This is a genomic window from Paenibacillus ihumii (assembly GCF_001403875.1).
GTDB lineage: Bacteria > Bacillota > Bacilli > Paenibacillales > Paenibacillaceae > Fontibacillus > Fontibacillus ihumii.
Genome location: NZ_LN884299.1, coordinates 1,508,825 through 1,523,216, shown reverse-complemented (window position 1 = coordinate 1,523,216; position 14,392 = coordinate 1,508,825). Strand labels below are relative to the sequence as shown.

At 48.5% G+C, this 14,392-nt stretch carries 11 protein-coding genes and 1 pseudogene; 3 read left to right on the top strand and 9 right to left on the bottom strand.

The features are described 5' to 3' along the window. Window positions 1-357 precede the first annotated feature (357 nt). From BN2762_RS14280 to BN2762_RS14265, 4 genes are read right to left on the bottom strand one after another with little or no spacing between them, the layout of a single operon-like run. Entirely contained in the window at window positions 358-942 is a 585-nt protein-coding gene (locus tag BN2762_RS14280) for a hypothetical protein (RefSeq protein WP_055107610.1), read from the bottom strand. After that, window positions 939-2,570, bottom strand: a complete 1,632-nt coding sequence (locus tag BN2762_RS14275) for a site-specific integrase (RefSeq protein ID WP_055107609.1) — start codon at window positions 2,568-2,570, stop codon at window positions 939-941. Before BN2762_RS14275 ends, BN2762_RS14280 begins: the two co-directional genes overlap by 4 nt. Further along, window positions 2,570-5,062, bottom strand: coding sequence for a helix-turn-helix domain-containing protein (locus BN2762_RS14270; RefSeq protein WP_055107608.1), 2,493 nt, complete (start codon window positions 5,060-5,062; stop codon window positions 2,570-2,572). Before BN2762_RS14270 ends, BN2762_RS14275 begins: the two co-directional genes overlap by 1 nt. Window positions 5,063-5,082: 20 nt before the next feature. After that, window positions 5,083-6,342 carry a site-specific integrase gene (locus BN2762_RS14265; RefSeq protein WP_055107607.1) on the bottom strand — a complete coding sequence of 420 codons (1,260 nt, stop codon included), beginning with the start codon at window positions 6,340-6,342 and terminating at the stop codon, window positions 5,083-5,085. Between the two features lie 204 nt (window positions 6,343-6,546). On the opposite strand from BN2762_RS14265, the pseudogene BN2762_RS14260 reads away from it, so the two are divergent. The 3 genes and pseudogenes from BN2762_RS14260 to BN2762_RS14250 all read left to right on the top strand — a co-directional run. Further along, window positions 6,547-6,972: pseudogene (locus BN2762_RS14260) on the top strand (DinB/UmuC family translesion DNA polymerase); the annotation flags it as partial. Further along, window positions 6,969-7,472 (top strand): YhjD family protein, encoded by a 504-nt coding sequence (locus BN2762_RS27300; RefSeq protein ID WP_055107605.1) that lies wholly within the window; start codon window positions 6,969-6,971, stop codon window positions 7,470-7,472. The pseudogene BN2762_RS14260 and the gene BN2762_RS27300, both read left to right, overlap by 4 nt. A 116-nt stretch (window positions 7,473-7,588) precedes the next feature. After that, window positions 7,589-8,272, top strand: a complete 684-nt coding sequence (locus tag BN2762_RS14250; RefSeq protein ID WP_055107604.1) for a succinylglutamate desuccinylase/aspartoacylase family protein — start codon at window positions 7,589-7,591, stop codon at window positions 8,270-8,272. A gap of 150 nt (window positions 8,273-8,422) precedes the next feature. Here the strand turns inward: BN2762_RS14250 and BN2762_RS14245 are convergent, their stop codons facing one another. The 5 genes from BN2762_RS14245 to recG form a co-directional block, all read right to left on the bottom strand. After that, window positions 8,423-8,710, bottom strand: coding sequence for a stage VI sporulation protein F (locus tag BN2762_RS14245; RefSeq protein ID WP_055107603.1), 288 nt, complete (start codon window positions 8,708-8,710; stop codon window positions 8,423-8,425). A 102-nt stretch (window positions 8,711-8,812) separates the two neighbouring features. Further along, on the bottom strand, window positions 8,813-9,658 hold the full coding sequence (locus tag BN2762_RS14240) for a MurR/RpiR family transcriptional regulator (RefSeq protein ID WP_055107602.1): 846 nt from the start codon (window positions 9,656-9,658) through the stop codon (window positions 8,813-8,815). 27 nt (window positions 9,659-9,685) lie between these two features. Next, window positions 9,686-11,167 carry a PTS transporter subunit EIIC gene (locus BN2762_RS14235; RefSeq protein ID WP_083484933.1) on the bottom strand — a complete coding sequence of 494 codons (1,482 nt, stop codon included), beginning with the start codon at window positions 11,165-11,167 and terminating at the stop codon, window positions 9,686-9,688. 65 nt (window positions 11,168-11,232) lie between these two features. Continuing rightward, the gene (gene murQ / locus BN2762_RS14230; protein ID WP_055107601.1) at window positions 11,233-12,126 is read right to left on the bottom strand and encodes an N-acetylmuramic acid 6-phosphate etherase; all 894 of its coding nucleotides are present in this window, start codon (window positions 12,124-12,126) and stop codon (window positions 11,233-11,235) included. Between the two features lie 211 nt (window positions 12,127-12,337). Next, window positions 12,338-14,389, bottom strand: a complete 2,052-nt coding sequence (recG, locus tag BN2762_RS14225) for an ATP-dependent DNA helicase RecG (protein WP_055107600.1) — start codon at window positions 14,387-14,389, stop codon at window positions 12,338-12,340. Between the last annotated feature and the right edge of the window lie 3 nt (window positions 14,390-14,392).

Sequence of the window (14,392 nt, the reverse complement as noted above, 5' to 3'; positions counted from 1 at the left end):
AAACGACCATCTATGAGAAATTTTCAAAAAGAATCATCAGAATTCAGATTCATGAATCATCGAGCCTATACGCCGAAAGGAAACGCGGCGCTGTGCTGCCTCAACTGGGTCAACTTTGGTCAACCATAAAAACCACGGTAGACCATCAATATTTTGAGTAGACCGTTGTCTACAGTGAAGCGTATTGAATATCCCAAACAGCGCAATCCACCAGTTATAACAAAACAAGCGATCCGTCGAGATAAAGGTTTGACCGCCGTCTCGAGGATCGCTTGTCCAGTGACCACGCTTAGTCACAATATCAATTATATCATAAGTTTTTGAATACCGCAGAGGGCAGAATATGCTGGCCTCACATCAATTATCAAATAACTCGGGATACATCTTCACAATATCCGCTTTTAAGGCTCGATCCTCAGTTTTTTTATTTATGGATATGATTTTTTCAAGCCCTTCTTCCTCTTGGAAGGTCTTATATGTGCTTTTGACCGCTACTTCGAGATATTGTTTTTTTAGTAATTTAATCTCGTTCTTGAGCGTTTTAATCTGCTCTTCTTTTAACGACAATTTAGCAACTAAGTCTTGGTTTTCCTGAAGAATTGTGTCATATTTCTTAGCCTTTTGATGCAAGGCATTGAGCATCTCATTATAGTGAGCTAATGCGTTAATCAAACCCGTTTTATTGTTCCAGTATGTTTCAACAAGCTCAACAACATTTGGTAAGGGAAGTGCACCATCAGTTCCTGCTACCCCCTGCTGCACTGGCTCGTTGAGCTTCGCGATTTGCTCTGACATTCTTCGTGTCCAAATAAATCGATTTATCCCGGTCTCTCTTTCCAAGATGGAAGGATTAATCTTCTTCCCTGGATTCTTTGAGATATATTTTAATAGGATGTCTTTTAATTGCTTATCTGTATATTTTGGCGGTGCTCCCTTTTTCACAATTCATCCTCCAGAAGGTGAGAATCGACCATTGCTTTTTGATCCATCAATCTCCTCAGTTCATTGCAGGCTGAGGATAGCTTTTCTTGGCCCGTTTGCTGATAAGTCAACGTTGTACAATCGTAATTCATTGATTTTGTGACATATCGAATGAGCTCCAATTGTTCCTTAATTCTGGTTTCCAGCAAATTAGAACAATCTTTCAGCCATGCCAATCCCTTTTGTTCGTCATCTGGCGAGAAAAGATAATATTCGCAAAAACGGCAATCCCCGACCTGACAACGCGATGGGTGATCCGTACAATAGCCGTTTTCCACTTTGTATGTCTCTTGAAAATCATCAAGTCGGTAGATTCTACTTTTAGCAATTATAGCTTGAGTGCCAACATCCCAATTTGACCGCATTAATTTCTTACGGTTCATTCGAAGCATCTGCGCCGCGTGATGGACGAAAGATGAAGCGAAGTGATCCAAATGTTTATGATAATGCAATTGGGTTTCCAGTTGGTTATGCCCGCCTATACGGGCAATAGTTAGCATATTAAACCCTTGCAACATCATGTTGCAAAAGGCAAAGTGCCTGGTATCGCCAGGCTTTATTCTTTCTAAATCACCGTACTTCGGAGTAACGATTTCATCGTAAAATCGATCAATGATATTGATAAATTGGAAAGCGCCCATCTTTTCTCGCGCTTTTTCCTTCGTTTTTATTTTTACGTATTTCCGATATGCCTTATACGAGATCAAATAGTAGGATTCAGAATCGTAAGCTGATGTAAGTTGTTTATAATCCTCAATAAATTCAAAGACTTCTTGATTTATCTGGACAGTATCCGTTATCTCGAGTTTTCCCGGAAGGGTAGATTTCTTCTTTTTTCTCGGCAAAACCATCCAATATCTATCCTCATTATCTTTGAACGTGCAATCCCGGCGTAATGAATAAAATTCGACGGGGCGCATGGGAATGATACGGGTGATTCTCCACCATAACAAGAGTGGATAAAATTTCAATTTTTCTTCGTCAGTAGTACAGGTATTAAAATATTCATCTAAAGCATGATCGAAAAGCAGGATATCATGAAAATTGGGCAATTCGCGTACATTCGAGACTTTCGTATTAAAAATTGAACACAAATCGCTATACGCATCCGAATATGGGTGATTATAATAAGCGAGAAATTCCCTTATACTGGTGGCCATGGTAAACTGTTTATGCATCCCGAAACGGTTGAACGCATCTTCTAAATGTGATAAATAATCCGGTCGAAACCCCCGGGTAATTCGTATGGCTTCTTTTATTTTTGCTACATTTAGCCGAACGGTTTGTGCTTTAATGCCATTATATATTTTTTGTACTGTATAGCATTTTAAAGCCAAGTTGACCTCGCCATAGAGTTCGCAATCAAAGCGGAAAAGAATTTTGCTAGATTCACCTTGGGTGGACCATAAGTCGCCTTCAAAAGCTCCTGTAACAATAACTCCTTTCTGTTGCAATTCTCTAAACATTTCTTTGTATTCGTGAAGATCATTTCGACTAAAGGTGATCAGCTCAATACTTTCCAAGATAGTTCGATCACTTAGTTCCTCTATGGTTTTTCTTCTGTGTAATGCCGAGTGGAATTTAGCCATTAAACTTCCTCACTAAGTAAATTTTGAATAGCAATCATCTTTTCCTTTAGATTGTTAAGATCAATAAAAGTTTGAACATAGGATCTGCCAAATTGCTGCACTGCCTGACTTAACAGATCCAGAATTTGAAACAAAAACTTGCGGTCCCTGACACGTACAGCGGGATATTTGGTATTTTGAATCGATGAAATTAAACGCTCAAGTTCATGTTGGATCGAAATCAGGATATAAACTTTTGGTATCGCATTTTCACAATGTAGGCAACTTATAGCAGTTGGGGAAGTGCAATTTGGGTATGTCAAGCATTGTACATGCTGCAACTTGGCGGGCATCTCACCCTTATAAATTTTAAATAACAATGTGTTCAAGTCTTTTTCCGTAAGATTGGATAGTCGCAAAGCCAAAGATTGTTTGCTTTGTTGCTGCCGGATTAGGAAATAGCTAAGTTGTTCCAGTTGGTAAGGACTAAAATCATTTCGAAATTGTTCGATCAACACGGTGCTTTGCTCTAACTCCAGCTGCGGCGTGTTTGGCATAGAGAGACGAATAAGAAGATGGTATAGCCATCCAAAATGCCCCCGGTTAAACAAATTCAGACTTACACGTTCTATAGAACCATCTTTGTTTACTGCTTGAATGTATGTTGCAGTCGAATTTTTATCGGTATGTCCTCTAATCCGTTGAGACAGTTCGTAAGCGATATCGGCATTCCCTTTTCCCTCTACGACACTGTAAAAGAAATAAGTTAAGAGAGTCCTATTCATTTTCCGACTTTGGAAATCAACAAGATCCGGACGCTTATCGAAAAATAACCGAAAATGGATTTCTTTTTCAAAATGGGTGAATCTTCTTCGGCCAAGTCTGACTAGTTGCTTATCATTTTCAATTCTACGATGAATTTCCGTGATCACAAGAACGGTAGCAGTGGGGACAATCATATCCTGATTGACGAGGAAATGCCCCAGAGCACCGGTCTTGCTAATATACATTCGTTCCACCCGTTTATACAGATGATTAATGACTGCTTGCGCTTGCTCTTGAGTGATTTTCGTTTCCCTGAGTTGGTCAAAAGTCTGCAAATTGCAGGCCTCCAGCGCAATATTCGGCATCTTAACAATGTCTGATGGTCTCCATGCATCAATGACATGCATTAAGACATATAGCCATGTTACAGCATAATCCCTACTTTGGATGGCCTGCTCAATGTGAATGTCGACATCCCGAACATAATTGTAATAAGCTAAAAATTGTTCCGGACTGTACATCTCCCTTTCTTCAACAGGAAGGGGAGTGACTGCATAACTTTTCGAGTATGAACATAACCCTTTGCCAGTGCAAAACTCCAAAAAGTAAATGAAAGTACGTTTATCCCGAATCCCCATTTCTGCACTTCGAAAGATAATTTCTAATTGTTCCGCATCCATTAAGAATACTTCAGTATTTAGCAAACGGAATAATCGCTTTAATGTGCTGATATACTCTAAGGCTTGATTGTGAATCGTATGGCTGTTGCCTTGGCTGCTATTGATTTTTAACGTTACAAATTCACGGTAGAGCGCAACTGTTTTTTGTAAAGTATCCGGTACATCCAGTTCAGCCAACCGAAATTCAAATAACTCAAGCGGTGTCGATTGTTGTCTTTTTCGTTCTCTTTCAATAAACCTGTTCGCCTCATCGGTTGGAACAATCCACTCGTTGTTGTGTTTTATACCTTTAGGTATCACGCCTGTTCGGATTAATTTAGTAATCCAGGCTTTGCTAACCTCTAACTGCGCAGCAATATCTGTTCCAGAAATATAATTGCTCGGAAAGGAACGAGACTCCTTATATTCCCTTAAGGACTCAACTGGAATAACCCATCCTGCGTGATGATACGGTATTTTTTGTTTTTTTGCACCGGGAAATGCCCCTTCTTTTGCCAAGGAATTAACGGCTGTTTTGCTAAGAGATAGTTCTTGTGCAGCTTGAGCAACGGAGACGTATCCTTCTGGCGGCGATATCGATTTTAAATATTCGTCAATGCACTCCTTTCGGATGTAACGGACGCCATTGATGACTTCCACGCCCGATAAAATTTCTCTTAACACTAATTTTCTGATCCATGACTCACCTACGGATAAATATTCAGCGGCTTCCCGGAATGAAAGGAATCCTTCAGGGGAGGAGGAAGACTGAATATACTCCTCTACAGAGATGGAAGGCACTATCCAAGAACCTCTATGTTTCTTTGCTCCAGCAAATGTCCCTCTCTTAATTAGTCTGCCAACCCAGAGTTCGGTAAGATTAAGTTGTTCGGCTATTTCAGCAATAGTTAGATATCCCTCAGGAATGTTTAACGATGCCTTGTATTCCTCTATGGCTTTGAGAGGGATTTGCCACGAACGATGTACTTTTATTGCGCCGGTAAGCACCCCACTTTTCAACAAGCGTAGTAAGCTTTTATAGCCTATTTCTAATTTTTCTGCAGCTTCGGCTGGATTCAAATACGACATGTTTCTTATTCTCCAAAAATTCATTTTTTAATTAAATTTGGTAAGTAATCCTTATATAAATGTTGCATGCGGTCCTCAAGTTTTTTTCTCATTCGTTCCGTATTTCCTTGATAAACAAGAGATGATGCAAGATTGGAGTCACCTCTTGGCAAAGCAATATCGTATGGGTTATCAGCTTCTTCTGCTAAAAGATTTGTAAATATGCCTCTGCCTAGATGAGTGGACCATTTATATTCTTTCAATTTGATAGCGTAAATCAGATCATCCGGATTTGAAGAATTCCTTAGTTGCTTCAAAAACTCTCTTTTTAATTTACTGAAGTATGCCCTGTAACTTTGTCCCGACATGGCTTTGCCATCCCGATTTACAAATAACGCATCAGATCCATCCACAGGAGTATAATTTTCAATGTGGTTTCGATACAACTGTTGTAGCCAGTCTTGAATTGGAAAAACGATTTGTCTTCTTGGTTTTTTAACGCCACTTGCACCGGCACTATCTTTAATATCTGTTCTCAAGTTTCTTTTTTGTAGGCGAACCACTAAACCAAACTCTCCGAAAGAACCGATAGAATTTACATCGGATCTTCGAATGTTCACAAGCTCACCTTGTCTAATTCCACCAAAGCACTGCATATAAATCCCCAAAGCAATGGGATTCGCGATCTTCACAGCCAACTCGATCAAAGGCAAAATATATCGTTCAGGTAAATCATGAGCTATATGGCCTTGCCTATTTCTCGGCATAATGACTCCTTTGAATGGGGAAACCGTATATTTTTGATTCGATTTACCGTAAAGGATCTTCTTTTTAAAGGCACTTTCGTCAACATGCTCCAACAGTTTTTTCTTCGCTAAGAACTCAAAGAATAGAGTTAAGGTTCTTTCCGCCTTTCTAACCGTCATTCTTGATTTTTCTTTTCTCGTCAAATTGTTCAAGAACTCTGTGGCATGAGAAAAGCGTAGTTCTTTTAATGAAGTAAGTTTGTATTTCATACGATTTTCAATAAGTATGTAATTTAAGAATGCGCAGAGGTAATTAGCATGTAGTCTCTGAGAATTGTAAGCTCTGTATTTCCAATAATGAAAAATAAATTCCGTAAGAGGATGAACAGATAGTCTGCCGTTCATTTTATTTTGCAAAACGATCACAGCATGCCTGTTAACGACAGGCTCACTATCACGATGCCCTTTCCACAACTCAATTCCTACACTCTGCACACCAAAACGCAACTCATCAATTCTTCTTGAGAAAGGCACGATTGAACCACTATGGTCCATTTTATAACCCCCGAATCTATTTCAGCTTACAATTATGCTCATAGATTATCGTGATAGTAAAAATGTTACCATATCCATGTTATCGTGTTAAGACATCAATAATGCTCATAAAGAAAATACGAAATAACAGTATAAACCCTAAATAAATCAAGGGTTTATACTGTTTATTAATGCACACATACAATTATGCTCAGAGTTTTATAGATACTGCTGGAGCTCGCGGAGGAGGTCTGCCGGGACTGCCGGCGCAAGGGCTATATGGGGCAGGTGGTCACCGTCAGCTGCCTGTGCAGCCCCTATGATGCACGGATCGGCTTCTCCCGGCAAATGAAGATAGCCGATCCGACGCATCACACGAATACCGTATATGAAGCGGCCAAGAAGCTGTTTTACCGTCACTGGAACACCCTGCCGGTGCGCCGGCTGGGCATTACGCTCGGCAATCTTGCCGCCGATCACGGCTATCAGCTGACCCTCTTCGAGGATCAGGTGAAGCTTCGGGCTCTGGATAAGGTTACCGATCAAATTAAAGACCGCTACGGCAGCGCCGCCATCATGAGGGCCTCCTCATTGACGGGATCAGGGCAGGCCAGGGAACGGGCACGAAAGATTGGAGGGCACTATAAATGAGTAAGAAGCTCACAGGCAACGGCCTCTGGGAATCAAGCCGGATGATGCTTCCGCAGCATAAGGAGCAATCCGTATCAGCCGGCCGGGAAGCGGCAGGAAGCGCAGTCTCCCGCACCGCATCGCCCCCGACAGCCAAGGATATCGAAGTGATCAGGAAATACATCGTGCTGCCTGTAGCTCTCGACATCGTCGAGAAGAAGAACAGGGAGGTTGAAATGTCCTCCCAGACCTTTAAATCTCTCTATGCCGCTGCAACGCAGGTGCTGGCCCATCATATCCGCGAAGATATCCAGCGCTGCCGCAAGTCGCTTCTGATGCAAGGGATTCGCATTTTCGAGCCGTCGATGGACGGTCTGGACATCCGTTATCGCTTCTCCTGCCGCGGCACGGAAGATGAGCTTACCATGACCAAGGCATTCCTTAAGTCCCAGGTCAGCCTGGCGATCAACCAATACGCAAATCATTTGACTGCGGTTCTGCGCGGTACCAAAAACCGCTAATCCGGGCATTTTCCGGGCGGCCCGCAAGGGTACCTGTCCAGTTGCTCCTCCTCTCCCGTGCATATTTATAAGATACATGCACTATAAGCTCGCAAGCAGAAGTGGAGGTGAGCATGATGCTGGTACAGAAATATACGCTGTCGCCGGGCACTCCCTACTCTACCTCTTATTATGTCGCAGCAAGCGCCCGCCCAGGCCCGACCGTCATGATCGTCGCCGGCATACACGGCAAAGAGACCGGCAGCATTCAGGCGGCCCGCAAGCTCGTAGCGATGATTCGCAAGGATCAGCTCCGGATTCGCAAAGGCAGCCTGATCATCGTTCCCATCGTCAACAAGAAGGCCTATCGCCAGCGCATTCGCGGTGTGCCGGACTTGAACCGCACCTTCCCCCGGAGGACAGGGCAGACGGCGAAGCATCCGCTGTCCGCAGCGCTGTTTGAGGTGGCCGAACGCTATCATCCTTCCTGGTACCTGGATCTGCATGAAGCGAACGGCTTATCGCAGCAGAGCTCCAAGGTGCTGGGCCAAACGCTGATCACGAATCCGGGCAGCCGCTCGGTACCGGCTGCCCGCAAAATTATTCGGGGAATCAACCGTACCCTTCGGGTCAAATCCCATTCCTTCCATCTTCGGCTGCATGAGCTTCCCGGATCTTCCCGCACTGCCGCGGCACGTATTTTGGGGGCACGCGCGGTCACTGTGGAAACCGGCTGGAGCCTGCCCTTCTCGACCCGGGTGCAGTACCAAATCGATATCGTACGCAGCTTTCTTAGCGAAGCCGGGGTAACGAAGGGCTAGCGCCAAGCGGTGATTCTATAAATTCGTTCTAATCATCCTAAGCAAAAAACCGTTCCTCCCTTGCGGGCGAACGGTTTTTGCAGCTAACGGGCCTATTGGCCAAATAGTCCTTTTTTACCTTTTACCTTTAAATTTTAACCTTTTCCTTTTTTACCTGAACATGCCCCACAGCTTGATCAAATGAAGCGTATTGCGCGGATCGATCTTCTGGGCAATGACGAACTGGACGATCTGCTCCTCCTGTACGCTCGTCAATCGCTCATGCAATATCGCAGCTGCCGATTTTACCAGCCGCCGAACCTTCCCGCGATCCTGCAAATCCGCTTTGGTGAGGCCGTCGACCAGGGACTTGATGCGATCCTTGACGGCCGGATTTTTCATTTTCAGCTTGACTCGCTCTACCAGCTGCGGACTGATGCCATATTGCTGATAACTCAAAACTGGACACACCTCCCGTCGCACGCTAATCCCCACTAATATATGACGGATAGGATGTACAGTTGCCACAAATAAGGCTGAAAATAAAATAACCGCAAAATGCTATTTCAGAAAAGATATCGCCTCATGCGTCCGTCCCAGCTTGGCAATCGTCTCCTCGTACTGCATGGAAGCATACGCGAAGAACAGAATGTCGATCACTACAAGCTGTGCGAGCCTGGAGCCGGTAGCTCCGCTGCGCAGCGTCGCTTCGGGAGCAAGCGGCGTATACAGCATCGTATCGGCTAGCTCCGACACTTTATGGCTGCCGAACCGGGATATGCCGATGCTGCGCACGCCATGCTGCTTTGCTACCCGGAACAGCTGAACGACCTCCTTGGTATTGCCGCTGTAAGATACGCCCATAAACAGCGCATCGGCAGGGGCGCTGGCCAGCGCAGCAGCAAGCAAATGCCCGTCCTGCAGCGCAGAGGCCTGCTTGCCAAGGCGCAGCCATTTCTGGGCGGCATCCGCCGCGACGATGCCGGAGGCTCCGACCCCGTACATATAAATGACGGGGGCCTTGCGGAAGAGTCCGACGACTTCCTCAATCTGCTCCGGCTGCAAATGCAGCACTGTGTCCTGAATAGCCTGCAGGCTGTTGGCCACGGTTTTCTGAATGACATTATGCACCGTCTCGCCGCGCTCAATATCATAATAGCCCGGCTTCTGCGGCTTAGCGTTGTCTACCGAGAGCCGCACCTTCAAATCCGGAAATCCGCTTAGGCCGAGGGAGCGGCACAGACGGGTGATCGCCGCTGCGCTCGTGCCCGCTTTTTCCGCCATCGCGTGGATGCTCAGCCTGGAGACCTGCTCGGGCGCCTCCAAAATGTACTGGGCCGCCTTTCGCTCAGATTCCGGCAGCTGCGGCAGAACCGCCTCTATTTGCACTACGATACTTCCCGTCACTCGTCATCTCCCCTGTCCATATATCTCTTACTTATTATGCTCTACAAGCATCTGCTTTGTAAAACCAAAGAAATAAGTGAGCAGGAATCCCGCGGTGTAGGATATAAGCAGCCCGGCCAAATAGACCAGCACCGTCATTCCGAAATCCATCGGCCCTTGCATGAGCGGAATAAGAACAAGGCCGGAGGGGCCGATCGCCACCGAGCCGACGAACCGTTCCGACATGGCGAACAGTCCCAGCAGCGCTCCGCCAAAGCCCCCGCCAAGGCAGGCGGTAATGAACGGGCGGCCAAGCGGAAGGCTGACGCCGTAAATGAGCGGCTCTCCGATGCCGAGGAATCCGACGGGAAGCGCCCCCTTGATCAAATTCCGCAACTTGGCGTTATGCTTCAGCTTAATATAGATTGCAATGGCCGAACCGACCTGGCCTGCCCCGGCCATCGCCAATATAGGAAGCAATGCCGTGTAGCCAACCTGATTGATCAACTCAGCATGAATCGGAATAAGCGCCTGGTGCAATCCAAACATAACAAGCGGCAGAAACAGCGAGGCCAATACAAAGCCCGACAGCGGACCGCCATGAGCCAGCAGCCATGTCGTCACCGTACCGATGCCCTGTGAGATAATGCCTGTTACCGGCATGAGGAAGAAGACGGTCAGCAGTCCGACCAGGAGCAGGGACAGCGTCGGGGTAACAATAATATCGATGGAAGCGGGAACCCGCTTACGGATAAATCTTTCCACGACGGTGACCAGCCCCGCTGCCAGAATGGCGCCGATGATCCCGCCCTGTCCCGCGTTCAGACTGATCTCGCCAAAGAACGGGTACGTGTACGTAATCTTCGCAACGGCCGGAGCGACGATAATAGCGGCGACCGCCCCGCCCAGCGACGGTGTTCCGCCAAACTCCTTCGCGGCATTAATGCCGGCGAAGATCGTCAAGAAGCCGAAGAAGGCCGAGCCGATGACTCCGAGAATCGGCTGCAGCGTCAGGAGCCAGGACGCTTCGTTCCCCGATGTGATCAAATTGTTCATCAGGCCGGCGATGCCGTTGATAATCCCGGCCCCGACCAGGGCGGGAATGAGCGGAATGAAAATGCTGCCGATTTTGCGCAGGAAATTTTTGAATGGCGTATTGTTTTTCTTTTTCAGAGCAGCCTTAACATCATCGCTCTTGCCTACGGAATAATTGCCGGCGCCGGAATTTGCGGCTGCAAGCGCTTCGTCCTTGCCTGGGCCCGACTGTCCCGCTTGTTGAAGGAGTTCGCCGAATTGCTCGGCCACTTTATTGACGACCCCCGGGCCAAGGATGATTTGGTAGGTCTCATCGTCGACTACCCCCAATACGCCATCCACCTGCTTCAGAGCTTCTTCATCAATCCGACTGTGGTCCTTCACGCTGATGCGGAGCCGGGTCATACAATTCGTAAATTGCTGCACATTGCCGGCTCCGCCGATCCGATCCATAATTCCTTCCGCCATTGCTGCATACTTCTTCATCTGAGTCATCTGCTTAAACCTCCCTTTTATGCTAAAGCTTTGAATGCATACTCCCTTGCTTGCTCTCTATCTGCTTACTGCCCGTCTACCGCCGGCCCGATGAAGCCTTTCGTCCGCTCCAGCTTCTCCAGCGCCTCCGGATAGGAGCAGCCTGTCAATATCATCAGAATCGCCGGCTTCGGCTTGTTCCCGGTCAGACTTAGCGTCTTCTCGGCCGTAGCTAAATCGCATGACGACGCTTCCATCACGATGCGCTTGGCGCGTTCAATCAGCTTCTCATTCGTCGGCTGCACATCCACCATCAAATTGCCGTATACCTTGCCGAGCCCGATCATGGAAGCCGTGGACAGCATATTGCAAATAAGCTTCTGGGACGTTCCCGCTTTAAGGCGGGTAGAGCCGGTCAGTACTTCCGGGCCGTTCTCGACCTCAATCGCGATGTCCGCTTTTGCGCTAATCTCCGCGCCTTTATTGCAGCTTACGCTGATCGTCACAGCGCCAACCGATCTGGCGTACTCCAGGCCGCCGATCACATAAGGCGTGCGGCCGCTGGCAGCCAGGCCCACTACAGCATCATTGCCTGTAAGCCTAAGCTCCTGTAAGTCGTCAGCGCCCAGCTCCTTCAGGTCCTCCGCCCCCTCTACCGCCTTAACAAAGGCGCTGCTTCCCCCGGCAATCAAGCCTATAACCTGCTCCGGAGGAGTCCCGAAGGTCGGCGGACATTCCACCGCATCCAATAGTCCGATTCTCCCGCTCGTGCCTGCCCCCATATAAATGAGCCGTCCGCCGCTGCGCAGCGCCTTCGTAATCGCCTGAACCGCTTCAGCGATCCGGGGAATTTGCTGCTTGACCGCCCCGGCCACTTTGGCATCCTCCTCGTTCATGACGGTCAGCAGCTCTTCTATATTCATGCGATCTAAATGCATGGTTCGTTCATTTCGGGTCTCTGTGGTTAATTTATCTAACATAGGACAACCTCCTTGGTGTATTTGAAATCGCTTCCTATAATCTCATTATATAGCCTTTGATATTAAATTTCAATATATATTAAATTACATAAAATTTTATTTTAAAACCAAGGCTCTTTTTATCGTTATCAGCAACAAAAAAAGCCCTCCGTAAACTAGCTTGAGCTTACGAAAGGCATTTCTTGCATTGTCTATTCACTTTTTGCTTCAATCAATCGATCAGCTCGCCTTGGAACACCTGCTCCCGCTGCAGGTATCCGCGCAGCGGCTCATACTGCGGCGACGTCCAGAAGGACGCGTCGCCGACCAAGCGGGCGGCATCGTCCCGCGCCGCCTCCAGCACTGCAAAATCGCTGACCATGTCCGCGATTCGGAATTCCGGCACCCCGCTCTGCTTGGTGCCGAAGAAATCCCCGGGACCGCGCAGCTCCAGATCCCGTCGGGCCACTTCGAAGCCGTCGTCCGTCTCGGTCATGACCTTCATCCGCTCCTGACCGACCTCCGACTTCGGCTCGGCGATGAGCACGCAGTACGAAGCGTGCTCCCCCCGGCCAACCCGGCCGCGCAGCTGGTGAAGCTGTGACAGCCCGAAGCGGTCCGCGTCCATCACGATCATCAGCGTCGCGTTCGGCACGTCCACCCCGACCTCCACGACGGTCGTCGAAACGAGCAGCTGCACTTCATTCTCGTAGAACGAGCGCATGACCTCATCCTTCTCGGCTGCGGTCATCCGCCCGTGCAGCAGCCCTACCTTGAAATGCGGGAACGCCTGCTGCATCGACACATGCAGATCAATTGCATTCTGCACATCCAGCTTATCGGATTCCTCAATCAGCGGGCAGATGAGGTAAGCCTGTCTTCCTGCAGACACCTCGCGCTGGATGAACCCCAGCACCCGATCCATCATATGATGCTTCACCCAGTAAGTCGAGATCGGCTTGCGCCCCTTCGGCCGCTCCGAGAGCGTGGATACGTCCATATCCCCGAAGGCTGTAATCGCGAGCGTCCGGGGAATCGGCGTTGCCGTCATCGTCAGCACGTCCGGATTGAAGCCCTTGCGCCGCAGGATGCTGCGCTGGTTTACGCCGAACCGGTGCTGCTCATCGGTCACGACGAGACTGAGCGAGCGGAAGAACACATCCTCCTGAATAAGCGCATGGGTACCGACAACGATATCCGTCAGCCCCATCTGCATCGAGGCGATCAAATCCTTGCGCTTGCGCCCGGTTACACTGCCTGTAAGCAGGCCTACGGTAATCCCGAACGGCTCGAACAGCCGGGACAATGAGCGCATATGCTGCTCCGCCAAGATTTCCGTCGGTACCATGAACGCGCCCTGATGTCCCGATTTAACGGCCGCATAGAGCGCGATCGCCGCCACAACGGTCTTGCCGGAGCCTACGTCTCCCTGAAGCAGGCGATTCATGCAGAATGGCGAGCGCATGTCCTGCAATATTTCCAGCTCCACCTTCTTCTGCGCATCCGTCAGCTCGAAGGGGAGACTGCGCACGAACTCGCGGATTGTCGCATTATCAACCTCGTGCTTGACCCCGTCCATCCGCTCGTGATTCATCGCCCGGTAGGCCTGCAGCTTCAGCTGGAACAGGAACAGCTCCTCATAGACCATCCGGCGCCGCGCTTGCTGTCCCTCATCGCTGTCCTGCGGCTGATGAATGCGCCAAATCGCCTGCCGCCTCGCCATCAGCGAATACTTCTGCAGGAGCTCCGGCGGCAGAATTTCCGGGATCATCTCCCCGTATTGCTGCAGAGCCTGTCCGATCGTCTTGCGCATCCAGGTCTGCGTAATTTTCCCGCCTACCGAATATACCGGCTGCAGGCTCCCGCTGCGCAGCGTGCCGCGATCGGGAAATTCCGATTCCGACACCGTCAGCTGGCTGCGCCGCTGATCCCATTTGCCCGTCAGCACGATTTCCCGCCCTGCCGTCAGCTGATCCTTCAAAAAGTGGCGGTTAAACCAGGTGGCCGTGAACATCCAATCCTCGGCAACCATTTTGCACGTCAGCCTCGATTTCCGGCCGTAGCGCTGCAATACAGGCACTCCCATGATCTTGGCTTGGACAGTAATCCGGTCGCCGTCCTTCACCTCCGCTAACGAGCGCAGGCGGTAATCCTCGTACCGAAACGGATAATATTCCATTAAATCATTTACCGTAAAGATGCCAAAGGCGTGAAGCTCTCCTTCTTTGAGAGCACTCACGCCGTTAACCTGCTTTACTGGAATTTCATTCAAATCCAAATTCATTCC